The following is a 25,625-nucleotide window of genomic DNA, read 5'->3' as shown; positions in this document are numbered from 1 at the left end:
AGCCGATGCGCTCGCTAAAGCTCGATACGCCGAAATCGCTGTCGCAGCGCGTGATGCAGCGGCTGCGGCAGGCCATCATCGACGGCGAGTTCGCGCTGGGCGCCGCCATCTCCGAGGAGATGGTGGCCAATTCCTTCGGCGTCAGCCGCACGCCGGTGCGCGAAGCAATGGGCCAGCTGCAGGCGCAGGGTCTCGTGGTGATTCGCCCGCAGGTCGGCAGCTTCGTGTTCACGCCGAGCGCGGAGGACATCGATGCGCTCTGCACGTTCCGCGTGGCGCTCGAACCCAAGGCCGCCGAGCTCGCGTTCCGCCACGATCGCGACGGCGCAATTGCAGCGATGAGCGAGGCGATCGCGGCGATGGAGCCTGCGGTCGAGGCCAAAGACAACATCGCCTATGGCCGCGCGGACGCCGCCTTTCACGAGGCGTTGTTCGCCCATTGCGGCAACCGCTACCTCGCCGAATCCTACCAGCTCGTCTCCGGGCGCGTCGCTGCGCTCCGCACCAATCTGACCTCGCCGATCGACGTGCGCACCCGCTCGTCCTTCGACGAGCATCGCAGGCTGCTCGATTTGTTCGCGCGCGGCGAGTTCACGGCGTTCGAGGCGCTGATGACGACGCATATCACCAATTCGGGCGTGGTCTATGCCAAGGCGTTGAAGGTGGCATGAGCGCGCTATCGCGCGTCCCTCGATCCCGGCCTGTCCAGAAAATCCAGCGCGGTGTTGATCTGCTCGAGCTGGTGCTCAAGTTTGTCGCGGTCCTCGGCCGACGACGCTTTCTCCAGTTGCTCGACCAGCTTTTGCTTCCGTGCCAGCAAGTTCTCTATGACCGTACTCACAGCTCCCCCAATAGCCCCGAAGCAAGCATCGGAGCAGAAATCCGGCCGCAGCACTGGCGCCGGAATCGTCGAGGCGCGCGCGAGCACCGCTCGCACGAGTGCCTAGTTCAGAATGTTCGCGAAGACGGTTGGTTCCTTTCGAGCGAACCACAACCAATCATGCCTGGTCGAGGGCGGGGGCTCGCGAACGGTTAACGGCCTCGAACGAGCAGGGAACCCCGATCTTTCACGCGTCTGTCGGTTGTATTCGCGGCTCCGCAGTCCTATGCGTAAGCGCCATGGACATCCAGATCATTGCCGCCGAAAAGCCCCTGATGGCGAAGGCGCGCCCGCGCAAGCCGGCGCCGTTCCTCCCGATGAGCCGCGCCGAGATGGACGCGCTCGGCTGGGATGAATGCGACATCGTGCTGGTGACCGGGGACGCCTATGTCGACCATCCGAGCTTCGGCATGGCGATCATCGGCCGGCTGCTGGAGGCGCAGGGCTTCCGTGTCGGCATCATCGCGCAGCCGGACTGGCATTCGGCCGAGCCGTTCAGGGCGCTCGGCAAGCCAAAGGTGTTCTTCGGCGTCACTGGCGGCAACATGGACTCCATGGTGAACCGCTACACCGCGGACCGGCGCCTGCGCCATGACGACGCCTATACGGCGGGCGGCCAAGGCGGCAAGCGGCCGGACCGCTCGACCGTCGTCTACGCTCAGCGCTGCCGCGAGGCGTACAAGGACGTCCCGATCGTGCTCGGCGGCATCGAGGCCTCGCTGCGCCGGATCGCGCACTACGATTACTGGTCCGACAAGGTGCGCCGCTCGGTGCTGGCCGACGCCAAGGCCGACCTGCTGCTCTACGGCAATGCCGAGCGCGCAGTGGTCGAGGTGGCGCAGCGGCTCGCCGCCGGCGAAGCGCCGCGCGAGCTCGACGACATCAGGGGCGTCGCGCTGTTCCGCCGCGTGCCAGAGGACTACACCGAGCTGCATGCCGACGATCTCGATTCCGCCGACGAAGGCGCATCGCGGAAGCCGGGGCCGACCGTGATTCGCCTGCCGGCACTCGAGCAGGTCGAGCAGGACCGCGAGGCCTATGCGCGCGCCTCACGCGTGCTGCACCGTGAGAGCAATCCCGGCAATGCGCGGCCGCTGGTGCAGCGTCACGGCGACCGCGACCTCTGGCTCAACCCGCCGCCGATCCCGCTCACCACCGAGGAGATGGACGCGGTCTACGATCTTCCCTACGCACGCGCGCCGCATCCGTCCTATGGGGACGCGCGGATCCCAGCCTGGGAGATGATCAAGTTCTCGGTGACGATCATGCGCGGCTGTTTTGGCGGCTGCACCTTCTGCTCGATCACCGAGCACGAGGGGCGCATCATCCAGAACCGCTCCGAGGGTTCTATTTTGCGCGAGATCGAGCGCATCCGCGACAAGACGCCGGGCTTCACCGGCGTGATCTCCGACATCGGCGGTCCCACCGCGAACATGTACCGGATGGCGTGCAAGGACCCGAAGGTCGAGGCGGCGTGCCGCCGGCCATCCTGCGTCTTCCCCGAGATCTGCCCGAACCTCAACACCTCGCATGACGATCTCATCAGGCTCTATCGCAAGGTGCGCGAGACCCGTGGCATCAAGAAGGTGATGGTCGCCTCGGGCGTACGCTACGACCTCGCGGTCGAGAGCCCCGAATACATCAAGGAGCTGGTCACCCATCACGTCGGCGGCTATCTCAAGATCGCGCCCGAGCATACCGAGCGCGGCCCGCTCGACAAGATGATGAAGCCGGGCATCGGCGCCTACGACAAGTTCAAGCGGATGTTCGATGAAGCGGCCGAGCGGGCCGGCAAGAAATATTACCTGATCCCCTATTTCATCGCGGCGCATCCGGGCACGACCGACGAGGACATGATGAACCTCGCGCTGTGGCTGAAGAAGAACCGCTATCGGGCCGACCAGGTGCAGACCTTCCTGCCCTCACCGATGGCGACCGCGACCGCGATGTACCACACCGGCGTCAACCCGCTGCGCGGCGTGCGCCACGGCGGCAGCGACAGGGTCGATGCGATCAAGGGCCCTGCGCCAGCGCCGCCTGCATAAGGCGTTTTTGCGCTATCACGACCCCGACAACTGGCCGGTGCTGCGCGAGGCCTTGATCGAGATGGGCCGCCGCGACCTGATCGGCTCGCAGCCCCACCAGTTAGTCCCAGCGCACCAGCCCCCCGGCACCGGCAAGGCCGCCGGCACCAAGCGCCCCGTTCGCCCCGGCGGCAAAACGCAGCGCTTCACGACCAAGGGCCTGCGCGTGATGAAGTAGCCAGCACGAGCCCCATGCTCTCGTGCCGCTCAAACAAAATGTTCGAAACAACCCCATGCACGGTAGCCGGCCCTCGCGGGATCAATGGCTTAGACGTCCTGCGAAGAGGTTTGACCGGTCGGGCAAAAAATCGTTGCTCCGTCGGGCAACACAGGCGCATGATGGCATGATCGGGCACGTGGGATAGAGCGAGCCCGGTCTCCTCCCGCATCGACATCCTCGCGCTTCACACCGCATCCCGCGCGCAGGCTGTTACGCGCCCATTCAACGCGTTGGAGGGATGCTTCCCGGCGATCAGCACCCTGCGGCGTACCCAGTGACTCCGGATGCGCTAGGGTGTGCACTCACCAATCGATCAGCCCTGAAGCAGGCCATGGCCGTTCTAACTTCGAAACCGGACATGGCCCGTTCGTCTCTGGAAGTCAGCAAGGGGCCAAGGCACAAAGTCGCTGCGCTCCAGCCCGCTGCGCGGGAGCAAGAGCCGAGAGGCCGGTAGCCAGTTGAGAGGATAGTGGTAGCACTGGAGAGCCCCCGTCCTGAGAATCGAGGTGTTGCAACCCTCACTCAGGAAGGAGCTCTCCATGAGCGATACCAACACAGTCAGTCCGCTGCGTCAGCGTATGATCGAAGACATGGCTGCGCGCAAGCTCAACCCGCACACGCGGCGTGGCCACATTTACAGTTGCAAGCGGTTCGCCGCCTGGCTCAAACGTTCGCCCGATACGGCAACCCCCGACGAGGTGCGCCAATTTCAGCTGCACCTGATCGAGAGCGGGATGAGCATCTGCAACCGCAATCGGATCATGACCGGGGTGCGGTTCCTGTTCCGCGTCACGCTACGTCGTCACGATCTGGCGGCCGAGGTCTGGCACATCAAGGAGCCCGAGAGGTTGCCGCCGGTGCTAAGCCCTGAGGAGATCAAGCGTGTCCTGACCATGGCGACGAGCCTGAAAGCGCGAGCGATGCTAACGCTGGCCTATGGTTGCGGATTGCGCGCCGGCGAGGTGGTGCGGCTGCGGGCGGGCGACATCGATAGCGAGCAGAAGATCATCCGCGTTGTGCAGTCGAAGGGCCGCAAGGACCGGCACGTGATGCTGCCGCCGGAGGTCCTGAAGCTGTTACGGCAATGGTGGAAGGCGGGGCCGACCGCGTCCAACAACGGCGTCGCGCCCGAACAGCGCTGGCTGTTTCCCGGTCGCAATCAACGTCAGCCACTGACCACGCGTCAGTTCAGCCGGTTGTTCAAGGAGGCCGCCAAAGCCGCGGGGCTGCGCAAGACGGTCCCGCTGCATTCGCTTCGCCACAGCTTCGCGACCCACCTGCTCGAGCGCGGCAGGGACATTCGCGTGATCCAGGCGTTGCTCGGACATTCCAAGCTTGAGACGACAGCCCGCTACAGTCGCGTCGCGATCGGACTGATTGCCAAGATCGAGAGCCCGCTCGAGGGCCTAAGCGCCTCGCGCCGCCGCCGGCGACAGCGAGACAGTGAGGAGCCGCCAGCGCCCTAGCGCCGCCGGCGGTGGCTCGGCCAGTTCTGGAGGTCGCGGACATCCTCCGCGATCACGGCTCTGCTTGGCGTGACGCCAATCAGGGGCATGTGAGCCTCGGGCAATTGAAGGTGATGAGTGCGATCGAGCGCTGTCGTACGGCAGCACTCGGCGGCCACGTCGCACGCTGCGAGAACACAGCGTGCGGCTATACCGAGATCGCGTACAACTCCTGCGGCAACCGGCATTGTCCGAAGTGCCAGGGTGCGGCGTCACGCCGATGGCTGGCCGACCGCGAAGCGGAGCTATTGCCGGTGCCGTATTTTCACGTCGTCTACACGCTGCCGAGCGAGTTGCGTGACATCGCCTACCAGAACAAACGCGTGATCTATAACCTGCTGATGAAGGCAGCGGCCGAGACGACGCTCGCCATCGCAAGCGATCCCAAGCGCCTCGGTGCGCGGATCGGTATCACGGCCGTGCTGCACACCTGGGGCTCGGCGCTCACCCACCATCCGCACGTGCATATGATCGTGCCGGGTGGAGGGCTCTCGCTCGATACCACGCGATGGATCGCCGCGCGCTCCAACTTCCTCGTCCATGTCAACGTGCTGGCGCGCCTGTTCCGGGGCAAGATACTGGCGATGCTCATGGATGCGCATGACGCCGGCGAGTTGAAGTTCTTCAACACCCATGCCGGACTTGCCGACAAGACAACGTTCAAGCGCTTCATCGCCCCGCTGCGCAGCATCAAGTGGGTGGTCTACTGCAAGGCCCCGTTCGCGGGGCCCGCGCAGGTGCTGCGCTATCTCTCCCGTTACACCCATCGTGTCGCCATCTCCAACCGCCGCCTCGTTGCAGCCGACGAGGAGGCGATTGCGTTCCGCTGGAAGGACTATCGCGTCAGCGGCCCCGACCGTTGGAAGACCATGCGGCTTCACCCGCACGAGTTCATCAGGCGCTTCCTGCTGCACGTGCTGCCCAAGGGTTTCCACCGCATCCGCCACTACGGGCTCTTTGCCTCAACCAACCGTGCCGAGAGCATCGCAACCGCCCGCGCACTCCTCAATGTCGTCCCGTCTGCCGCCGATCCCCAACAAGAGCCGGATGGTGCGCCGGATCCACCGCGGGTGCTGCCGTGCCCATGTCCCCGCTGTGGCGCGCGCATGATCGTCATCGAGACCTTCGCACCCGGCTGCGCGCCGAGCTGGCGACCAACACCGATCAGGATCGACACGTCATGACCAACACCGCGTGTAAGCCTTGCAGTTTTCCTGGCCCGATATGCCGGCTCCACGCCGGTAGCGCTCTCGCTCAACCCAATGGCATCCAGCAGTGCCCGGATCCTGCGTTGATGCACTCCGAGCAGCCGCCGAGATGCCCATTGCATGCTCCCAATCTCGCCCGCGACCCTATCCGCAGGTCACATCCTGCCTCCGTCGCGTCCACCATCGAGGTCGGCGCCGCCGTCAAATCCGCATAGCACTCGCTGCCCGGCCAGTGCCCAACTTCCCGCGACTTCGTGCCTTGGCGCTTTTTGGACGCCGGCTAGTTGAGCGTGCGGAGCGTCTCTCGTTGCCGGCGTCCAAAAACCTGCACAGGAGCTGACGTCGGGATGCGCCAGCAATAATGTCATTCACGGCCTCATCAGTCTGTAAAGAACGCGTTCACGTTATTCGCGCGCGGCTTCTCGCCTGTCGGGCTCTAGGCCCGACCGTGATCTCAGCCAATTCGTAAAATGCCTGCACCAATCGTGTTCGTTGCGCCCCTCTGTTCCAAAGCAAACCTGTACGGCGAACAAACGAACGATCCGGCAGAGCCAGTTTACGCAGGGATAGACCCTCAGGCCACGGGGGTGCCCAATCAGGCAGCAGCGAAACACCGAGACCCCGATCGACCATGACTGCAATGAGCTCAAGCCCATCAAGCTCATAGCGATCGTTCGGCCGGATGCCAGCCTTGCGCAGATAGTCGTCGATGAGGCGGCCCGCGAAAACGTTTCGATCGAGACGAATGAAGGGCTCCCTCGCAAGCACACTGTGCGCGTCGCGCACCTTAAGCGAGGCGGGTGTCAGGACCACGAACGGTTCTTCGCGCAAGACGTGCCACTCGCACGTCTTTGGTATTGCAAACGGCGGGTGGCTCGTGATGGCGGCGTCGATATCTCCACCCATCAATTGCTTATACAGACCCGACGAAGTGCCGCGAATGATGCGTACGTCGATGCGCGGATAGGTACGCGTGAAAGGAATTAGTGTGTCGGCAAACAGGCCCGTCAACGACGTCTGCATGACGCCAATTCTCAATTCTCCAGACAGCTCATCACTGGAAGCGATTGCCTTGAGATCCTGGACCTCGTTGATGAGGCTGCGGGCCCGATCGAGAATGGCGGTCCCTGCCGGTGTCGGCTGCATGACCCGTCCTGAGCGCGACAGGAGGCGAGCTCCGATATCCGTTTCGAGCGCGCGGATGCGCTGCGTCACGCCTGCAGGTGTCAGATTGAGCCGACGCGCCGCTTCGGCAATCGAGCCGCACTCGATGACGGTGACCAGGCTTTGCAGGAAGCGTGTATCCATATCAACAAAACTTATCGTTTGAAGATAGAAATATCTACCTTTTGTTGGTTTCCGCCGTTCGGCAATATCAAGCCCACATTCACGGAGCGACGGTACGGCGGGCACTGGAGAATGGACATGAGAAAGCATCTTCTTCTCGGCGTGCCTGCTGTGTTCGTCGGCATCGCTCCCGCGCCGGGCGCGGAGTACCCCACCAAAGCGATCAGCTTCGTGGTGCCGTTTGCGGCAGGTGGGCCGCTCGATTTTCTCGCCCGAGCTGTCGCCGAGCCGATGAGCGAAGCGCTCGGGCAACCTATCGTTATCGAGAATATACCGGGTGCGGGCGGCAGCATCGGCGTCGGACGCTCCATTCGAGCAGCGCCGGATGGGTACACCGTCAGCGTCGGAAACTGGAGCACTCATGTGCTGAACGGCGCGATGTACGCGCTGCATTATGACTTGCTTGAGGACCTGACACCCGTTGCGCTCCTCGCGAGCGCTCCGCAGATCATCATCGGCAAGCGCGACCTGCCGGCCGGCGACTTCAATGGCCTTGCCAACTGGCTGAAAGCGAACAAGGCGAACGTCGGCACCGCGGGCACCGGTTCAGCCAGCCACGTCGGCGGCCTGCTGTTTCAGAATTTGGCCAAGGTCGATTTCGCTTTCATTCCCTACCGCAGCGCGGGTGCGGCGCTGCCAGACCTTGTCGCCGGTCACATCGACCTGATGTTCGATCAAGCCTCGAATTCCCTCGAGCAAATCCATGCCGGCACGATCAAGGCCTACGCAATCACCAGCAGCAGCCGGCTCGCCGTAGCTCCGGACATCCCGACCGTGGACGAAGCGGGATTGCCGGGATTCTATATCTCGGTCTGGAGCGGGCTCTGGGTGCCGAACGGTACGCCGCCCGACGTCATCGCAAAACTCAGCGATGCCGCCGCAAAAGCGATTGCCACACCGGCCTTGCGAAAGCGTCTCGCCGACGTCGGACTGGACCTGCCGCCTCCTGATCGGCAGTCCCCGGCGGCGCTGGAAGCCCTGCAGAAGGCCGAGATTGCCAAGTGGTGGCCTATGATCAGGGCCGCAAACGTCAAGGCCGAGTGACTGCGGAAGTCATTCTTTTTTGTCATTGGAGGTGCATATGCTGTTCGCCAGCAAGGCCAGCGAAGTCCGGCCATAAACCTTTGCCCGAAAGCGGAGTCGGCGACCTGGCGCGCGCGCCTCGTTGGGGCCTTGTGGTTTTGCGGGCGCAGGTGTGAGATGATGCTAGGCACCCGGCAGGCGTCAAGGTGCCGTGGCAGCTTTCATCAGGGAGGCGTAACAATGGCACCAACGGCACCAGGTGGTATCAAGAAGAAGAAGGGTGGCGGAGAGATTACGGTACCGGAATTTGCGATTCCGCCAGATGCTGTTCCCGGCATTGCGCAAGTGATCGTCAATGCATGGAATAACGACGCAAGCCTCGCCAACATTTTGGATCGTAACCCGAGCGGAGCGAACAAAGGGTGCGCCACACCAACAGCCGTCAACCAAGCCACAGCGGCAATCAATGCAGCATTTCCGGGATTCAATTTGAAGCGGGCCGTAATAATCTCGGAAGACGAGCACGATGCGGGATATACGATGGAAACTGCGGACGACGTGGTCTTCGTGCTCCCAAACCCATCCCGCGTGGTTCTCACCGGAACACATCTTCTTGAATCGGCTAAGTTGCTGATGGCCTGCACGCCGAACGGGATCTAGAAGTTCCGGGGCATTGACGTGAGGCCGCGCCGTATCGACGCGGCCCCTTCTATTTAGCTGATCGGCCCCGGCTAGGTCTCACACCATGGCTGCTTCGGGTCAATCGCGTCGACTTGGCCTGATCGACGCCGCGTCGGCGTCGACGCGCCATGCGGAGTTTATCGCGGCGGGCCACCAGCGGTCCTCGATCGCAACCCGCGATGTCCGCAACTCCTGTCGAAGCCGACGTTGGCTGGCCAGCTTCGCACAGTTTCGGTTTTTAGAGATCTTCTCGAAGTCCCTTCAAGAATGGGAGCCTACTGGTTCATCGAGGTGACCAAGGAAGTTCGTCGAGGACCTCGTGACGGAGGTCGACCGCTTTGCATCGCGCCTCGCGGCTCCCCCGAGAGACCAGGGCAATCGCATATGAAAACGGCGTGACTTTTGGCGCTACCGTTTCCACATCGTCATGGCCGGGCTTGACCCGGCATCCACGTCTTCACTCCTGCACAACAAGACGTGGATGCCCGGGACATAGGCGAGCGAAGCGACGCCGTCCTTGCGGACGGATATGCCCGGCATGACGAGTTTGTGGAGCGATCGGCTGCTCACAAGACACATCGAACCTGCAGCATTATCCGCATATGCGATAGCCCTGCCCGAGAGACGCTGGCGCTCCACAACGACGCGTTCCTGGCGACGGCCAGTCCGTCTACCCCGCCCTTCCGCTTAAATCGAAAGCGCGATGAGATCAGGATGAATCGTCATCGCGCTTTAGCATGTTGTTTGCGCATGATCCTTTCGGAAAACCGCTGCGCACTTCGCGCCAACGCAGCCCTCCGGGTCCGGATCATGCTTTAGCGCACGCCGTAGCGTGCGAACTCCTCGACGACGTCCGGCCTTGCGGCCTTCGCGGCTGCGATGTCGGCGTCACCGGATGCGGTCTCGCCGCGCCTGATCTTCGCGAGCCCCCGGCCGTACAGCGCGAGGGCCAAGTTCGGATCGATGCGCAGGGCCGCATCATAGTCGGCGATCGCGGCCTCCAGGCGTCCCGTCCTCAGGTAGGCCAGCGCGCGCGAATCGTAGGTCGCGGCCGTGTGCGCGCCGCCTGCGACGGCCCGGTCGCACGCGGCCACCGCGGCTTGCGGATCTCCCGTGCTCGCCCGGATCCAGCAAAGTCCGCTCCAGGCTCCCTCCAGGTCGGCGTTCAGGCGCACCGCCTCGGCGTAGTCGCGCTCCGCGCGCCCCGGATCGCCCTTCTTCAGCCAGGCCTCAGCGCGGTTGGCGAGAGCCCTGGCGTAGTCCGGCCGCAGGTCGACGGCCCGGTCGAGGTCCTCGATCGCGGCGTCGTAGTCGCCCCTTCTGAGGCGGGCCGCGCCGCGGTTGTTCAGGGACCTGGCGGAGCGCGGGTCGATCGTGATGGCGCTCTCGAAGTCGGCGACGGCGCGGTCGTAGTCGGCCTTCTCGGCATAGGCGATGCCGCGGTTATCGTAGGCCGTGGCCAGCGACGACGGTCCGCCCCGGCCGGCCTCGATGAAGGCCGAGCAGGCCTCGATCCTCGTCTGCGGCGCAGCGGCACTGTTGCACAGCTCGATGTTCCGGAACTGCGGCTCGTTCGGCTTCTGCGCCGCCGCCGGCGTCAGCGCCATGAGCAGGAAGGACGCGGCCGCGAGGCGCGCGCTCAGCATCCCCGGCAGACGCCGGTGCCGCGATCGGCCCTGCGCTCCCGGCCCGGGGCCGGCGGGACCGCCGCACGGCGCTTCGGAACGCCGCTCTTGTCGAGTACGCGGTCCTTGCCCTCCTCGATGAGGGTGGCGAACCTGACGCTGCCGTCGTCAGAGACCTCGATATGCGGCGTGGTGCCTCGGATTCCCATGGTCGCCACAGGAGTATCGACCTTCATGTCGCCATTCTTGGCCACGGCGCCGGCGACGAAGGTGACGGTCCCCCTGGTCAGGCTGAAGAGACTCGCGTTCGATTTCGCGTCAGGATCGTAGACGAATTCGTTCAGCTCCATGCTGGCGTTGCTGGACAGGTTGAACGAGCTGCCGTCGGCGAAATTGATGCCGAGCTTGCCGTCGGCCCCGGTCTTGACCACGTCTCCCCGGTAGACGGGATCGCCGACCTTCACGCCAGCCTTGTCGTCGGAGAGGACGGCCTGCGCGACAGTCGCGGAGGCATGTTCGACCGCCACCTTGCCGGCGGCGGTCACGATCTTGCCGATAGGCCTGAGATCGGCGGATCCGCTCTGCGCCGGCACGGATTGAGACCCCGCCAGGGCGAGCCACAGGCCCACGAGGCTCGCCATCGTCCGTCGTCCGTTCATGCATACGCTCCCCTCGCGCGAGAAGAGCCCCATCGAATGATGGCAGAGCGCCGGACGGCGGACCAGCGCCGTCCCCCGGAGTACCCCTTAATAGTCAGCATGGACCTGCTTTCAGCGCGCGTGAGCTCGCCGAAATGGAGTATTCCCGGACGCGGTATCGGGGCGGATGTGGCGGCATCACACCATCGAGACGACAACATGCGAGGCCTCGGAATGTCGCCCGCACGGATGTTTGACGACCTCCGCCGGCGGCCGGACGCGCCGCAGCCCGGTAGCCGATCTGGCGCGGCAGTCCTGACCGGCGGGATGTCGTTCGTGGCGCTGATCCTGTCGGCGCTGAAGGAGGCCTGGGGCGCCGATCCCGATCTCGCGCTGTTCGACCGCGGTGACATCACCTACAAGGACTTCGCGCACGGCTCCTTCGAGCTCATCACCAAGGAGGCCGTGCCACGGCACATCATCGTCGACGACCCCGGGCAGACGGTTGTGCTCGAAAGGCACGGGTCGTCGGTCGGCCTCACCCAGGTCGCCAACAACGCCTCGCGGATGGAGGATCTGCAGAGCCAGCAGCAGGACGTGCTCGCGAACTATTCGAAGGAGAACAAGCCGCCCGGATCCAGCACGCCGCCGGGCGAGACAGGCGATCAGTCGCCGCAGCCGATCAACCTGATCGAGCCGGACGTCCCGGCGTTGCAGCACGGGCTGCCCTCGCTCGTGGTCCCCGCGAGCCTCGTCCCGGACCCGCCGCTTCATTCGCCGCCGACGCTGACGCTAGGCGCAGGGGTTGTCGAAATCGACACCTTCAGATTCGACGAGTTCTCCGCGAGCAGCGGCAGCTTCTCGGCCACGAGCTCCAGCTCCGGCGCCGCGCTGACCTTCGGCATCGCCGGCGGGATCGTCGGCGCTTTCACGATCGCCGGCGCGACCTTCGACGTGGAGAAGCCCGGATCCTTCGGCGTCCTCTACGTGAACAGCCATACCGGCGCTTACACCTACGTTCCGAACGACGACGCCATCAACGCGCTGAAGGCGCCGAGCACCGACAACTTCACGATCACGGCCTCCGACGGCTTCGCATCCGCGAGCCAGACCTTCAGTATCGACATCAACGGCACGGACGACGCGTCCGTGATCTCCGGCGCCACAGCCGGGTCGGTCGCCGCGGTTGCGATGACTTTCGCCGCGGCCTTCGCCGCCAATCACGATGCCTTTGCCGCGCCGGCCGCGAGCGGCACGCTGACGGACACCGACGTCGATGATCCCGCCAACACGTTCACGGCGGTGAGCACCCCGCACGCCAGCGACCACGGCTACGGTACGTTCACCATGACGACCGACGGACACTGGACCTACACGCTGGACGACGCGAACCCGGCGGTGCTGGCGCTGAAGGCTTGCGACACGGCGACCGATAGCTTCACCGTGACCACGATCGGCGGCACGCCGCAGACGATCACGGTGACGATCCAGGGCGCCGACGACCCGTCCGTCGTATCCGGAGACACACATGGCCGCGTGGTCGAGGCCGGCGGAGTCCACAATTCGGATCACGGCGTCCCGGTCGCGGTCGGCGTGCTGACGGCCATCGACGTCGACGGACCTCCGGACGACTTCGAGGCGGTGCCGTGTCCCGAGACGAGCGATCACGGCTACGGCAGTTTCACGATGACAGCCGACGGCCACTGGACCTACGCGCTCGACAATGGCAATTGCGCGGTCCAGGCGCTCAACGTCGGCGACAGCCTTACCGACAGCTTCACCGTGAAGACCGCAGACGGGACCGCGCAATTGGTGACGGTCACGATCGAAGGCAGCAACGACGCGGCGACGATCTGCGGCCAGGCCTACGGACGGGTGATCGAGCCGAGCAACCCCTGCGCCCCGCCGCCGAGCGCCTGCGGCACCCTGACCGACAAGGACGTGGACAATCCGGACGACACCTTCACCGCGACGGCGTGCCCGCAGGCGAGCGAGCATGGCTACGGCAGCTTCACCATGACCGCCGGAGGCGTCTGGACCTATACGCTCGATCCGGCCAATCCGGCGGTCGAGGCCCTGCGATCCTGCGACGTGTTGATCGACTGCTTCACCGTGACGACCATCGACGGCACGCCCCAGGTCGTGACGGTGGCGATCCAGGGCGCCGGCGATCCGCACGAGCAGTCCTTCCATTTCAGGGAGGACGCGGGCCCGCGCGCTCCAGCGAGCGCAGCCGCCGCGCCGCCGGATCCGGTCCCGCCGGACGCCCAGGCGGACGCGCCCGCGGCGCTTCCGACCGAACCCGGGTCGGACGTCTGGCATTTCGCCGGACATTTCGACGGCATCGTCCACGGCGGCCCGCCTCTCCCGGCGCCGCATCACGACTTTATCGTCTGAGAGGCCGGTTTGCCTTCAGGGCTTTGCGTTTTCCGCACCCGCTCTTGTGGTCGCCACGAATCGTATTGCATCCTATTGCACGGGAAACGCGAAGACGATGGACGACCTCCAGCAGCGCCGGCACGAAACTGCCGAGCGCCTCGCGTCATCAACGCGTTGGAGGGATGCTTCCCGTCATAAGTCCAAATTCGCCGCGCGAGACGTGGAACATGTCTCTTGAGGCTGGCCGGTACCCAGCCTACCCCGAAATGGACAGGTGAGTTCTCCCTAAGAGGCATAGGAGAGCGCATAGTCGAGGGCATAACACTGCTGTGCCTTTGCAGCGATACATGGAAGTCACTGATCGGTGGAACGAGAGCAAAGCCTTCGTCCGCAAGCTCTCCATCACGAAAGAAAGTCGAGCGAATTTAGACGCGGGCTCTCAACCAATTGCACTTACGGCGACGCCAAACCGACAATCGAAGGCCGCAGCGATATTCATGCGACTAGCGACCTCATCAACGAGGCGCAGAGCGCGGTAGGCGTGTCTGCGATACGAAGCCGGGCGTCGGCTTCGGTGCTCACACCGCTCACATACTTTCGATTGGATGACCGCGATGTCGCGCAATGCCGGGCGACATGCCGCGCGAAACGCTTGTCTATTTGACTATCTCAGCAAGTCTACGAGGGAGACATACGATGAGCATCTCGCATCACATTGCGAAAGCCGCAATTATGGGAGCCTTCGCGGTCCTGCTTGCCGCGCCGATGGCTGCGGCAGAGCAAGGCGGGCGGTACTGGGTGCCGAAAACGACGAGCGCCGGCTCATACTGGAGACCGTCAGCGCAATATTCCGAGCCGACAACAATGACGCCGGCCCCATACCCGGCGCTGACAACGCCCTCAGTTCCAATCTCCGAAATGACCCAGACCAATCGAGCCCCGCAGGGGCGATCGCTAGTGAAAAAAACGACGAAACGGTTCGCTGCCAAACAGCCGCGGAAGCGATCCGCGCTCGAGGCGATGGCCCGGGACGAACCCGCTTCCAAAACGCACCGTTTGATCCTCCAGGTCAACACGAATGACCCTGCCGCGATGAATCTCGCGTTGAACAACGCCACGAACGTTACGCAACATTATGGGGAGCTCGGGGAGAAAGTGAAAATCGAGGTGATCACGTTCGGGCCCGGACTGCATATGCTTCGCGATGACACGTCGCCGGTGAAAGCTCGCATTGAGCAAATGGCGCTGAGCATGCCGGAGATATCATTCAAGGCTTGCGGTAACACCCAACAAAAGATGCACGAAGCCGAGCACAAGGACATACCGATTGTTTCTCAGGCGCAGGTGGTAAAGTCAGGCGTGGTGCGCGTGATGGAACTGCAGGAGACGGGCTGGACCTACGTAAAGCCGTGAGCGGACATCTCTAGTTCGCCCTGGCCGCGGTGAGAAAATTCAGTCCGCTTCAGCAGATCGAAACGGCCGCACCTTACTTTGCAAATGGCGCCGTTTTTTAGATCGCTGCAAGCCGTTTCCTAAGCGCCACTTGCGACATCCCATGCCGAAGCGGACTTACTCTGCTAGATCTTGGACGGTGCGGATGCGTTCGGCACGCTGCGCCAGATCGTCATAGTTCTTGGCAACCTTGCGCAGCGTTTCCCTCGTCTGGCTATGCTCGGCATTGTCCGCCTTTGCACGAAACTCTTCCGCGCGCATCTGCCAATATTTGGGCGGGTGCCAGCGCTCGATACCCATGATGCAAGCTCCCAACTGGTGCATTTATGTTCATTAATGGACGTTCACTCCAAGCGTTCCATCTGCTGCAGCGCTGCAAGCTAGGGTCAGCCGCGGCCCGACTGCGGACCTCCAAAAAGGATCGGCTTGGTCTGGGGCTTACGGTTCCAGCGCTTCTAGGATTTGGTCTCGGTGCTGGATGAAGAGGTCTTGGCTCGTGCAAAAACTGTGAAGCAGGCTTCTAGCCACCGTTAAGTCATGGCCGCGACGCGCAAGCTCATCAATGAGATCCTCTTGCTCGGCGATCCGTCGCTCACCTTGGGCAACGTGGCGCTCCGCCTGCTCCAGGTGGCGAAGGTGCATGGCGCGATCAGCAAATAAACGGCGGTGGGGCATGGGACCGCTCCCTGTCAGGCGGGAGCACAATCGGTCTCTCAGCCACCGACGCCTGGCCTAGCCTTAGCCGGTGATGCCCGTAGTATATCCTGACTCGGCCGGGAGCAGAATGCCGCCCTGGGTCAAAAGCGGCGGTCGGGGCAGGTGCCGCCCCGCGTTCCGCTTACTGCCAAACAGCAGATCTCCAATCGGCTGAGCCTTCGTCAGCCAAGGGCCCAACAGGTGACATTCGCAGTGAAAGAGGCCCGCCAACGGAGGCGGCCTTACTCCTTTCGAGATCGCTCCATAACCGTCCGCCAGCATCTGAAGCCGGTCGCGAGAATGCGATTCAGAAGCGTGTTCGGCCGCTCTGCTGTGTTCGGCGGCTAGTCGCGCAAACTTTCCGGCGTCACCGTGGCCGCGCGTGAAGCAAATGGTCAGCAGGCGTGCCGACGCACAATTTGATGACGCTCCTGCTTGCGCAATTCATCGACGAGACGTTCGAGATAGGGCGGCAGCGAAGCTTCGAGAGATAAGTCCCGTTGCAATCGGTCACCCACCTCGTCGCAGATCGACCGCGCCGTCTTACGGTCGATGTGGTCTGATATTCGGGTGGTCGGTTCCATATCGCGACCTTTCGATTTGGCCCCACGATTCACATAAGTTACAGGCGTTGGGAATGTTTCGCGCAGCTTCGAAGGATCCCGATGTTCCGTCAGAGGGGGACGAAGGCTCTAGATCGAAGCCGAGCTGGCGCAGGAGCAGCATTCCCTAGGAGACGTGCCTCGCAAGGTGCGTCAGACTTGTTGCCGTGGTCAGCGCCTGCCAGCCCCCCGTCAACGCAATTCCGCACTCCGGGCGTGGAGGCATCCGGCACGCGCACCACGAACACCATCACCGTCGCGACTAGCGACCGGTATCTTTCTGAAGGGACGATGAGGCCGCCTTTCGGGACGGCCTCAAGTGGGGCCGAGTTCTCTCGCGGCCGTCTTCGCGATCTCGTCCGGGTCATGAGTGCCCGCGGCGTCGATCTCGATTACCTTCCGCGCCACGATCTCGCAGACCGGATCGTTGCGATCGACCAAATGTAGTGATTTCAGCGCAGCAGCGAACGCCTGACGGAGTCGTTCAGCGTCTGCCGAGCTGGCATTTCCCAAAAGCCGATTGATCGGCATAGCTTCTAGCCCCGTTAGCCACCCTCATTTCAGGGAGGCTCGCCAAGCGGAATGCTAGCAAGCATTTCAGGTCACTTACAAATCCAATTTGGAGCTTCAGCCCCGAGCAATGGCAGAATGCGGCGGAAAACACGGAAGACAGGGAACGCTTTGCGGATTTCCGAGTTTTCCCGATGCCCTTCCCCAAGAGGGTGACCCCAATCGGCCCCAGCTTCATCCCCTGCCCGGAGCTGGGGCCATTTCTTGACATGAGTTCCGAAATGAAAGCGGCGGCCGCGTAAGTCGACCTTAGTTCTTCGTTAGCGGCTTTTTTGGCTCTTGGGCGGCCATCTCGATATCAACCGCGGGCAACTCGCCCGTGCGGTCCTTCAGGTCGGCCGCTCGCTGGATCAATCCCGACGCAACCTGCGGGTCCTTTGTTGTTTTGGCCATTCGCAGCAGCGTTGCTGCCGCCTCTCGGGCGAAGGAGGTGTAACGCGGCACGTCTTTTTATCCCGTTGAAGTCCCGTGGGATGAGTCAGAATCCGGACTGCGTTCCGGTGCTTTGTACAAAAATGTACACAGGCGACAAAAAGGCCTCAGCTCCGCGGCTGGAACCAAGCTGAGGCCCGTGTCGGCATCACGTTATCGAGGCATGAACCGGGACGATCAACTTAGCCCCGCCCATTTGGTTCCCGCGCTTGCAAGGCGAGCGTTCGTCCTGATCATCCCTTCCCGCGGGGGACGCCCGATGTCGGCTCGGGGTGAATCTGCGACTTCGTCCCCGCTTAGGGCTATTTCCGGTCTAACCTACTCGCTCATGCGAGGGTCAGCAGCGGGGCCAGAAGCGGACGTGGGCCAGAACAGATCCATGCTCCAGAGCTAAGCTGCCGAGAACGGCGCGAGCAACCGAGCTTCTATGTTCCTCTAGGGATCAAGCGAGCCGACGTAAGCTGCAAGGGCGATCATATCGTCCTGAGAGAGCTTCTCGACAGTCTCTTTCATGAGAGCACTTGCGCCGCCTGCCCGGCCACCTTGCTGAAACTCGTAGAGTTGGCGCACGATGTAGGTTGGCGAGCGCCCTGCGATTGGTGGAGCGGGGTTGAGGCCCTTCAATTTCGGCCCGTGACAAAGGCTGCAGGCTATGGTGGTCCCCGAGCCACCAGTCCGCGCCAGTGCCTCTCCTTTTGTCACGCTTCCAACCGGCACATAGGCCGTGAACGTAGCTCGTGAGTCGCGAAGTTCAAACTGGTCTACATCGTCCGGCATCTCGACGATGCGCTGGCCGAGCGCCTCGGTGCCTCCATCTAAGCTCTTCACGTAAAATAAGCGCGACGGCCCCGTTTTCGGGATCGTCTCGCTCTCCACGACTTTGATAACCCGCTTGGGCTTAAGCGAGGCGAAGTAATCCGCTGCGGCGCGAAGTTCGTCGTCAGTCAGGTCCTTGACTGACGCCAGCATCAGTTGCGTAGAAGGCCTCTGAGGGCCGGACATTTTTCTGGCCCCGCTCTTAAAGGCGGCGATCTGTTGGATAAAATACTCGACTGGTAGGCCGGCGAGGCTTGCATTCTCCGGACCACCGGTCCCCTCGACACGATGACATGATCCGCAAGCGCGAACGTTTGGCTTGCGTCCGTACGCGACGACATCCGGCATCAGAGGATGGGCGTCGGGATGCCAATCGGGCGCCACAAAAAGGTCACGGGCCTGTCTCCAGCTGAATGCGGCGCTACTGCCGGGGAGAGTGTTAGGCCGGTCGTCCGGTGGCGGCACTTTGACATTCGGATCCCACAAAAAGGCCCAGGCAGGAACCTCACCAGGAGCAGAGCCAGCAGATGGAGCAACACTTTGTGTAAACCCATCTCTGCTTGCGTACATCGCCATTGGCAACAGGATCAGCGCATAAAGCAAATTCTTCTTTGCTGGTTTCAAATTTACCTCCTGCAAAAAAGACCTACGTGAATAGGGAAAGCTAAAAAGCAGAGGTCTTCATCTTTTCTCGACCGTCCACCAGTACAAATTGGAAGTGCCGTTCTTGGCTAGGCGAAGCCATTTGCGGCCGCCAAGTGGTCGCAGCCGCTGCAGCCAACGTGATCAACCCGCGCCGCGTCATTGCCGATCCCGCGGTCAGGCGTATAGCTTATTCGCATCAGCAGGTTGGTGGAAGAGCCCGATGTCGCGTTCGGGACAAAATCGGCCTTAGCCACTTGCATCGCCCTGTTCGGGTCACCATCAGCAAGCCGACTTCGCGACGCTATGAGCTAGCGTTAGCCATGGGCCTTGAGCCGACTTGGTCTACCCAGCTGGATCTGTTTCGCCACGGCGGCTAAAGGCAATGCAAGCGTGGTGGGGCCGCGCCGACAACGGAATTATTGGCTTGCCGCCGCAGCGGCAGTCGCCACATATTTCGTGTAGAATTCGGCAACCCGGCCGCGCCACATGCCGACGAACGCCTCTGACGTTACGTTGTCCACCGATTTCCAGGTGCGCTTGAAGGCCGGAAGTGCATTGCCCCAAATCGCGCGTTTGCACCACCGCTCACCCTTCTCCTTGCCTTCGCTGGTGGCGCACATTGATTTCCAGGCGGTGCGAGCGGGACGGCTGATGTGCTCAGCGGCACCTTCCCAGCCCTGCTGATGGATCAGGTAAAGATCGCTCATGTCCGGCGTCCGGTGCGTGATCCACTCGAACTGGACGCCTTCGGTAATGATTTTGTAGGCGGCCGCAACGGCGTTGTCCCGCGGACTGCGAATCTGCCCGAAGCCGAACTTTCCGAACTCATATTGGCTCAGCTGAAACAGGCCGATATACGACCCGGTGCGTTGATTGGGGTTGAAACCGGATTCGATCTTGGCAACCGCCATCATGAAATTGAAATCAAGACCAAACGCGTCGGAAGCGCGCTTGATCTCTTCGGCCGGCGTTCCGACCGGAATGTCCTTGAACGCACGCAAGACGATCTCCGCCGGTTTCTCGGCGGGCGGCAGTTCGGACCAGACGTAGTAGACCAGATAACGGAAATCCCGCGTCGACGCCGCTTTCGGAGCATCGTTGGACGCATCGCGTTCTGGCGGCAACGGTTGGACCACATCCTGTCCCAACGACGCCAATTTTGGCGCGACGGGTTCATCGACGATCTCGGCATCGGCCCTCAACGGCCCGGAACCTGCCGACGTCAGCGCGCCAAGCTCTGCTCTTTCTGCCCGAAGCGCTGCCGCAAGTCTGGCGGATGCCTCTGCGTACAAGGCAGGCGTCACCGTGTTCGCAGGAGCCGCTATGTTCGCTGCCGCTTCCGGCATGACATCCGATACTGTGGCGGCCGGTCTGCTACCGGCGGCCAGACAAAGTCCCACGGATGCGACAACAGCCACGATGCAGCTGGTCTGCCAAACCTTCATCGCCCGAAGTCCACGGATGGCTTCTGTACAAAGGCTGTTCGCATGTTCCTGCGGCCTGTGGATGAGCACTCTTCCTAGAATCTTGCGGTTTAAATGTGGTGAACGGGACCAGGCTTTCTGCCTCGCAAGTCGATGTGTCCTTTGCGTCACAGGTGGTCCCTGGCGGGAGACGCTCGTGGGGTCGGCTATAGGTCAATCTCGTCCGTTCGCTGCGGTCAAATTGGCGTCGGGTTTACCCCTCACGGCCGGCATCGAGGCCTCAGGCGGAATTTGTCGCGATGCGCACGCGAAACGCGGCTCAGGAATTTCCGATCTCATCTCTGTCTGATCTGCCGCTCCAGGCGCAGCGTATGCTCACGAAGGGACTCGTAGATCGGTGCATTGCCCAGCAGCATGGGCAGCAGCATCGCCATGAAGCAGGCGCCCAGCATCGGCAGCAGCATCGTCACGTTGCCCGTCATTTCGGCGACGAGGACGATGCCCGTCACCGGCGCGCGCACGACGCCGGTGAAGAGAGCGGCCATGCCCACCAATGCAAATGCTTCCGGCTGGATCGAGAGCGCCGGGAATGCAACGCGGCAAGCCTGTCCGAACAGCAGCCCGGACTGGGCTCCCAGCACGAGCAAGGGTGCGAACAACCCGCCGGGCGTGCCGGCCGCGTATGAGAGAGCGCCGAGCGCGAATCGGATCAGGAACGCGAACCCAAGGATCCCCGCATTCTCATAGCCGATCAACGCGCGCTGCGTGATCTGATCTCCGCCACCGATCAGGTCGGGCGAGAACCAGGCCAATGCGCCGACGCTTGCGCCGATCAATCCGGCGCGGAGCTCGATCGGCAGCCGTCCAAATCGGTCACGAACCGCGATGGTCGCGAGCAGGGTGCGATTGTATGCGACCGCCAGCAGACCCGCGATGCCGCCCAGGGCCAGGAACAGCGGCGCGGATTCAAACCTGGGATAGCTCAGCGGCGCGACCTGGAAGTCGGGTGCGTCACCGAGCAGCAGTCTTGCGACCGGTATCGCCGTTGCGAGAGCGGCAAGGGCAGCGACGGCAACACGGTGCTCGAACCTCTGCACCAGCTCCTCCAGCACAAACACGAGCCCGGCAATCGGCGCATTGAAGGCCGTTGCAAGGCCGGCGCCAGCGCCGGCCGCCAGCAGCACCCGGGCATCCGCCCAACAGAGCCGGCCGACGCGCGCCGCGAAAACCGCGATACCGGCGCCCATCTGGACGGTCGGCCCCTCACGGCCCAGCGCCAGTCCGGAGCCGATCGCCAGTATTCCGCCGAAGAACTTCACCGGCACCAGACCAAACGGCGCCGGTGGGATCTCCTCACGCAGGACTGCTTCGACATGCGGAATGCCGCTGCCCGAAGCGTGTGGCGAGAATTGCCGCACCATCCACGCGGCAACCAGGGTTGCGACGGCGCACGCGCCGACGACGGTGAAGAACCCCCAGATTGCGTGGCCATGGGCCCAGGCGATCATCGCATCGCGCAGACCATCCGCACGGAGAAGTAAAAGCCGGAAGATCGCCCCGACACATCCAGTCGCCGCTCCGACGATGAGAGCCATCGCCGCGAGCCCCAACAGGCTGCGACGTTCGTCTGCGACTTGCCGCTCGTGGTCAGGGTTATGGTCCACAGCCGGTCGATGATCCCGAGGCCTTCGCAAGCGACAATCTTTGCCGAAATCACCGGCGAATGTCCCGAAAAATAGTTCTGACCTGACCGAAGAACTTGCCTCTCCGACCGACACGCGAGGACCTCACCCCAGGTCAAGGTGGCTTCGGATCGACCTTACTTCGCTCGGTCGGTTTTTACCTTGTCGGCCATCATCGCCATTCAGCACGTCGGAAATGGCACAATTGAAAAGTGTATATGCCTCGCACGCCGCCCAACTTTCCTCCAGCCGACATATCGCAAACTCCCGCGATCATGCTTACCTTGGCCTCATGAAAAAAATCGGATTCCTCTCCTTCGGACACTGGATGCCCTCGCCGCAGTCGCAGACCCGCTCTGCCAGCGACACGCTGCTGCAATCCATCGACCTTGCGGTTGCGGCCGAACAGTTAGGGGCGGACGGCGCTTATTTCCGCGTGCATCACTTTGCGCGCCAGCTGGCCTCGCCCTTTCCGCTGCTTGCGGCCGTCGGCGCCAAGACGAGCAAGATCGAGATCGGCACGGCCGTGATCGACATGCGCTATGAGAACCCGCTCTACATGGTGGAGGACGCCAGCTCCGCTGATCTCATCGCCGGCGGACGGCTTCAGCTCGGCATCAGCCGCGGCTCGCCCGAGCAGGTGATCGACGGCTGGCGCTATTTCGGCTACCGGCCTGCCGAGGGCAAGAGCGATGCCGACATGGGCCGCCGCCACGCTGAAGTGTTCCTTGATCTCCTGCGCGGCGAAGGTTTTGCCGAGCCCAATCCGCAGCCGATGTTCCCCAATCCGCCGGGCCTCTTGCGCATCGAGCCGCATTCGCAAGGGCTGCGCGAACGCATCTGGTGGGGCGCCGGCTCGAATGCGACCGCGGTGTGGGCGGCCAAGCTCGGCATGAATTTGCAGAGCTCGACGTTGAAGAACGACGAGACCGGCGAAGCCTTTCACGTGCAGCAGGCTGCGCAGATTCGAGCCTATCGCGCCGCATGGAAGGAAGCCGGCCACAGCCGCGAGCCGCGCGTCTCCGTCAGCCGCAGCATCTTCGCGCTGATGGACGATCGCGACCGCGCCTATTTCGGCGGCGAGCGCGGCGGCGAGGACCAGATCGGCTTCATCGATCCGCGCACCCGCGCGATCTTCGGCCGCTCCTATGCCGCCGAGCCGGACGTGCTGATCGAGCAACTGCGGCAGGACGAGGCGATCGCCGAGGCCGACACGCTGCTGCTGACGATTCCCAACCAGCTCGGTGTCGCCTATTGCGCGCATGCGATCGAGGCGATCTTGACCCATGTCGCGCCCGCGCTTGGGTGGCGGTGAGACAATCCGGGTAAGGGGCCGCGGCGTTCAGTGAGACCTAATCCCCTCACCCGGATCGCATCTTCGATGCGCTCCGACCTCTCGCTACGGGAGAGGTGAACGGATCCTAAGCGCGTCTCCAGCGTCATGAATCTGAGAACGTGGTCGAGCAGGCGCGTCCGTCTGCTTGTGCGAGGCTTGCGACGACGATCGTAACCGTCGGCTGTCCAGCTTTCGACCGTCGCGAGAATCATGCATTTTCGTCGGCTCAACGTCGAATGTCGATCGTGAATTGGCCGGACACCGCTAGCGCCGCGCCGTCAGCAAGAGCGCAATGACCGCCCGCAACGTGCCAGCGATGGAGACACCGGCCGCCTGCTTCGAGGCGGGCCTTCAGCATCTCCGGGCCGGACGGCATCTCGACGCGCGTGCTTGCTGCGAGCAGACCCTGACGATCGATGCTGAGCACACCGACGCCCAGCATCTCATGGGGCTGCTGTCTCTCCATGAGAAGCACTACAATGACGCCCTGGAGTGGATCGTCCGCGCGATCCGGCGAGCACCCAAGCCCGAATATCTTGCAAGCTTCGGAACGGCATTGCAGCTGCATGGGCGCTTCGAGGAGGCGCTCAACGTCGTCGACAAGGCGATCCAGCTTCGGCCTGGCGACGCCGATTTGTGGCGGCAGCGCGGCGACATCCTCACTCAACTGTCGCGCCTCGAGCAGGCCCTGCCGAGCTTCCAGCACGCGCTCAAGCTCGATCCGGAGCATCACGACACTTTGCGCAAGAGCGGGACTCTCCTCCACAAGCTCGGGCGGAACGAGGAGGCTATCGCCCATCTGGACCTCAGCGACAGGCTGTTCCCGAACCATGCCCCGACGCTGCACGCGCGTGCATGGGTTCTCTACACGCTGAAGCGGTTCGAGGAGTCCGCGATCGAGGGCGAGCGCGCGCACCAGCTCGCTCCCGACCAGGCCGACACCTGCAACAATCTCGGTCTTTCGCTGCGGCGGCTCGGCAGGGATGATGAGGCGTTGGCTTGGTTCGAAAAAGCCATCGCGATAGAGCCGCGCCTGGTGGCGGCCTTCAACAACAAGCTGACCACGCTCTTCCACCTGCATCGCTTTAACGAGGTCTTCGCGCTGTCCGATCACATGAAGGCGCTCGGGCTGAATGATACGGTAACGGACTGGAACGTGGCCCTGGCTCATCTCCTGACCGGCGATTTCGAAGCCGGCTGGCGCGGGCACCAGACCCGGTTGAAACTGCCTTCGGCGAAATACGCCAGGTTTCCGCAACCGATGTGGCTCGGTGGCGAAGACATCGCAGGAAAGACGATCCTGGTCGCTGCGGACGAGGGGCTGGGAGACACCATTCACTTCGTACGCTACGTGCCCATGCTGGCGGCGCGCGGGGCGCGCGTCGTTCTTGCCATCCAGGACCCGCTGCATCGCCTGATGTCGCCTCTAAGCGGCGTATCCCTGTGCGTCCCGATGTCGGCGGCAGGGACGCTGCCGGCCTTCGATTTGCACTGCCCGATATCCAGCCTTCCGCTCGCCTTCGGCACCCGGCTCGATACGATTCCGGCGGACACACCGTATCTGCCCTCGCCTCGGGAGGACCGTATTCAGGCCTGGGGCAATCGTCTTGGTCCTCGAACCAGGCTCCGCGTCGGCCTCGCCTGGTCCGGCGATCCGGGCCATGTCAACGATCACGCGCGCTCGATATCGCTGCGGACGCTGTCCCGTATCCTCGACATCGATGCCACTTTTGTCAGCCTCCAGAAGGCGCCGCGCCCCGGCGACACCGCGGTGCTGCGGGAGAGAAGCGACATCGTCGACCTGACCGCCGACCTCACCGATTTCAGCGAGACCGCCGCGTTGATGAGCTGTCTTGATCTCGTGATCACCGTCGATACCAGCATCGCTCATCTGGCCGGCGCCCTTGGCCGTCCGACCTGGCTCCTGCTGCCATGGACGCCCGACTATCGCTGGCTGCTCGAGCGAACAGACAGCCCCTGGTATCCCAGCATGCGGCTGTTCCGGCAGACCGAGACCCGGGAATATGAGAGTGTGCTCGATCGTGTCAGGGACGAACTGCGCGCACGGGCCGCCTCATTTGGATCCTGCGCGCACTAAACGTGGTGTTTTAGGAGCCTCACCGGCGATTGAGCCGGCTGTGATTTACTTGCGCGGCGCCAGCTGCAGCTCCATCAAGGCGATCCGCTGGAGGTCAGCGACGTTACGTTCGCCCGCACCGGCGGTGCGGAGGATGGATTCGGCGAGCGCGTTGACATGCGAGGAATGCACGGGCTCCGGCAGCGTCGCAACCGCAGCTTCCAGGGCGGCGGTCATAAGCTCGATCACCTCGGGGGAAAATGCAGCGTTGGAAAAGTTTTTCATCGCATCGGCCGCATGATC

General features: G+C 63.1%; 22 protein-coding genes and 1 pseudogene. 11 read left to right on the top strand and 12 right to left on the bottom strand.

All coding sequences use genetic code 11. The features are described from left to right. Positions 1 to 5: 5 nt before the first annotated feature. Positions 6 to 671 (top strand): GntR family transcriptional regulator, encoded by a 666-nt coding sequence (locus ACVWY3_RS32890; RefSeq protein ID WP_456842167.1) that lies wholly within the window; start codon positions 6 to 8, stop codon positions 669 to 671. A 5-nt stretch (positions 672 to 676) separates the two neighbouring features. On the opposite strand, the gene ACVWY3_RS32885 is transcribed toward ACVWY3_RS32890, so the two are convergent. Further along, positions 677 to 928, bottom strand: coding sequence for a hypothetical protein (locus ACVWY3_RS32885; RefSeq protein ID WP_456842166.1), 252 nt, complete (start codon positions 926 to 928; stop codon positions 677 to 679). A 191-nt stretch (positions 929 to 1,119) separates the two neighbouring features. Here ACVWY3_RS32885 and ACVWY3_RS32880 point away from each other — a divergent pair. The 3 genes and pseudogenes from ACVWY3_RS32880 (at position 1,120) to ACVWY3_RS32870 (ending at position 5,873) form a co-directional block, all read left to right on the top strand. Then, positions 1,120 to 3,142 (top strand): annotated as a pseudogene (locus ACVWY3_RS32880) (YgiQ family radical SAM protein). Between the two features lie 581 nt (positions 3,143 to 3,723). Further along, positions 3,724 to 4,650 (top strand): tyrosine-type recombinase/integrase, encoded by a 927-nt coding sequence (locus ACVWY3_RS32875; protein WP_456837439.1) that lies wholly within the window; start codon positions 3,724 to 3,726, stop codon positions 4,648 to 4,650. A gap of 11 nt (positions 4,651 to 4,661) precedes the next feature. Beyond that, the gene (locus ACVWY3_RS32870) at positions 4,662 to 5,873 is read left to right on the top strand and encodes an IS91 family transposase (protein ID WP_456837762.1); all 1,212 of its coding nucleotides are present in this window, start codon (positions 4,662 to 4,664) and stop codon (positions 5,871 to 5,873) included. 423 nt (positions 5,874 to 6,296) lie between these two features. Here the strand turns inward: ACVWY3_RS32870 and ACVWY3_RS32865 are convergent, their stop codons facing one another. Further along, positions 6,297 to 7,205 (bottom strand): LysR family transcriptional regulator, encoded by a 909-nt coding sequence (locus ACVWY3_RS32865; protein WP_456843519.1) that lies wholly within the window; start codon positions 7,203 to 7,205, stop codon positions 6,297 to 6,299. 150 nt (positions 7,206 to 7,355) lie between these two features. On the opposite strand from ACVWY3_RS32865, the gene ACVWY3_RS32860 reads away from it, so the two are divergent. Continuing rightward, the gene (locus ACVWY3_RS32860) at positions 7,356 to 8,288 is read left to right on the top strand and encodes a tripartite tricarboxylate transporter substrate-binding protein (protein ID WP_456842165.1); all 933 of its coding nucleotides are present in this window, start codon (positions 7,356 to 7,358) and stop codon (positions 8,286 to 8,288) included. 219 nt (positions 8,289 to 8,507) lie between these two features. Continuing rightward, a complete protein-coding gene (locus ACVWY3_RS32855) occupies positions 8,508 to 8,927 on the top strand; it encodes a hypothetical protein (RefSeq protein ID WP_456842164.1) in 420 nt (139 codons plus the stop codon). Positions 8,928 to 9,763: 836 nt separating this feature from the next. Here the strand turns inward: ACVWY3_RS32855 and ACVWY3_RS32850 are convergent. Further along, on the bottom strand, positions 9,764 to 10,594 hold the full coding sequence (locus ACVWY3_RS32850) for a tetratricopeptide repeat protein (protein ID WP_456842163.1): 831 nt from the start codon (positions 10,592 to 10,594) through the stop codon (positions 9,764 to 9,766). Further along, complete coding sequence (locus ACVWY3_RS32845) at positions 10,588 to 11,232, bottom strand: FecR family protein (protein WP_456842162.1); 645 nt, start codon at positions 11,230 to 11,232, stop codon at positions 10,588 to 10,590. The genes ACVWY3_RS32850 and ACVWY3_RS32845 overlap by 7 nt, the downstream gene beginning before the upstream one ends. 36 nt (positions 11,233 to 11,268) lie before the next feature. On the opposite strand from ACVWY3_RS32845, the gene ACVWY3_RS32840 reads away from it, so the two are divergent. Further along, positions 11,269 to 13,608: a VCBS domain-containing protein gene (locus tag ACVWY3_RS32840; protein WP_456842161.1), complete on the top strand. Its 2,340-nt coding sequence runs from the start codon at positions 11,269 to 11,271 to the stop codon at positions 13,606 to 13,608. Positions 13,609 to 14,286: 678 nt separating this feature from the next. Next, positions 14,287 to 15,003, top strand: a complete 717-nt coding sequence (locus ACVWY3_RS32835; RefSeq protein WP_456842160.1) for a DsrE family protein — start codon at positions 14,287 to 14,289, stop codon at positions 15,001 to 15,003. Between the two features lie 156 nt (positions 15,004 to 15,159). Here ACVWY3_RS32835 and ACVWY3_RS32830 read toward each other — a convergent pair whose 3' ends face one another. Continuing rightward, positions 15,160 to 15,342 carry a hypothetical protein gene (locus ACVWY3_RS32830; protein ID WP_456842159.1) on the bottom strand — a complete coding sequence of 61 codons (183 nt, stop codon included), beginning with the start codon at positions 15,340 to 15,342 and terminating at the stop codon, positions 15,160 to 15,162. Positions 15,343 to 15,579: 237 nt separating this feature from the next. Between ACVWY3_RS32830 and ACVWY3_RS32825 the strand changes: the two genes are divergently transcribed. Beyond that, complete coding sequence (locus ACVWY3_RS32825; RefSeq protein WP_456842158.1) at positions 15,580 to 15,702, top strand: hypothetical protein; 123 nt, start codon at positions 15,580 to 15,582, stop codon at positions 15,700 to 15,702. A 431-nt stretch (positions 15,703 to 16,133) separates the two neighbouring features. Here ACVWY3_RS32825 and ACVWY3_RS32820 read toward each other — a convergent pair whose 3' ends face one another. The 6 genes from ACVWY3_RS32820 to clcA form a co-directional block, all read right to left on the bottom strand. Then, a complete protein-coding gene (locus ACVWY3_RS32820; protein ID WP_456842157.1) occupies positions 16,134 to 16,322 on the bottom strand; it encodes a hypothetical protein in 189 nt (62 codons plus the stop codon). 333 nt (positions 16,323 to 16,655) lie between these two features. After that, complete coding sequence (locus tag ACVWY3_RS32815) at positions 16,656 to 16,871, bottom strand: hypothetical protein (RefSeq protein ID WP_456842156.1); 216 nt, start codon at positions 16,869 to 16,871, stop codon at positions 16,656 to 16,658. A gap of 288 nt (positions 16,872 to 17,159) precedes the next feature. Beyond that, positions 17,160 to 17,354, bottom strand: a complete 195-nt coding sequence (locus ACVWY3_RS32810) for a hypothetical protein (protein ID WP_456842155.1) — start codon at positions 17,352 to 17,354, stop codon at positions 17,160 to 17,162. Between the two features lie 423 nt (positions 17,355 to 17,777). Next, positions 17,778 to 18,782 (bottom strand): c-type cytochrome, encoded by a 1,005-nt coding sequence (locus tag ACVWY3_RS32805; RefSeq protein WP_456842154.1) that lies wholly within the window; start codon positions 18,780 to 18,782, stop codon positions 17,778 to 17,780. A 437-nt stretch (positions 18,783 to 19,219) separates the two neighbouring features. Continuing rightward, positions 19,220 to 20,248, bottom strand: coding sequence for a transglycosylase (locus ACVWY3_RS32800; RefSeq protein WP_456842153.1), 1,029 nt, complete (start codon positions 20,246 to 20,248; stop codon positions 19,220 to 19,222). A 314-nt stretch (positions 20,249 to 20,562) separates the two neighbouring features. Then, positions 20,563 to 21,891, bottom strand: a complete 1,329-nt coding sequence (gene clcA / locus ACVWY3_RS32795; RefSeq protein WP_456843518.1) for a H(+)/Cl(-) exchange transporter ClcA — start codon at positions 21,889 to 21,891, stop codon at positions 20,563 to 20,565. Positions 21,892 to 22,201: 310 nt separating this feature from the next. Between clcA and ACVWY3_RS32790 the strand changes: the two genes are divergently transcribed. Together ACVWY3_RS32790 and ACVWY3_RS32785 are read left to right on the top strand one after the other, a co-directional pair. Beyond that, positions 22,202 to 23,224: an LLM class flavin-dependent oxidoreductase gene (locus ACVWY3_RS32790; RefSeq protein WP_456842152.1), complete on the top strand. Its 1,023-nt coding sequence runs from the start codon at positions 22,202 to 22,204 to the stop codon at positions 23,222 to 23,224. Positions 23,225 to 23,537: 313 nt separating this feature from the next. Further along, on the top strand, positions 23,538 to 25,343 hold the full coding sequence (locus ACVWY3_RS32785; protein ID WP_456842151.1) for a tetratricopeptide repeat protein: 1,806 nt from the start codon (positions 23,538 to 23,540) through the stop codon (positions 25,341 to 25,343). A gap of 45 nt (positions 25,344 to 25,388) precedes the next feature. On the opposite strand, the gene ACVWY3_RS32780 is transcribed toward ACVWY3_RS32785, so the two are convergent. Further along, positions 25,389 to 25,607, bottom strand: coding sequence for a hypothetical protein (locus ACVWY3_RS32780; protein WP_235547971.1), 219 nt, complete (start codon positions 25,605 to 25,607; stop codon positions 25,389 to 25,391). Between the last annotated feature and the right edge of the window lie 18 nt (positions 25,608 to 25,625).

The organism is Bradyrhizobium sp. USDA 4486 (assembly GCF_054057995.1).
This window is presented reverse-complemented; position numbering and strand designations above follow the sequence as displayed.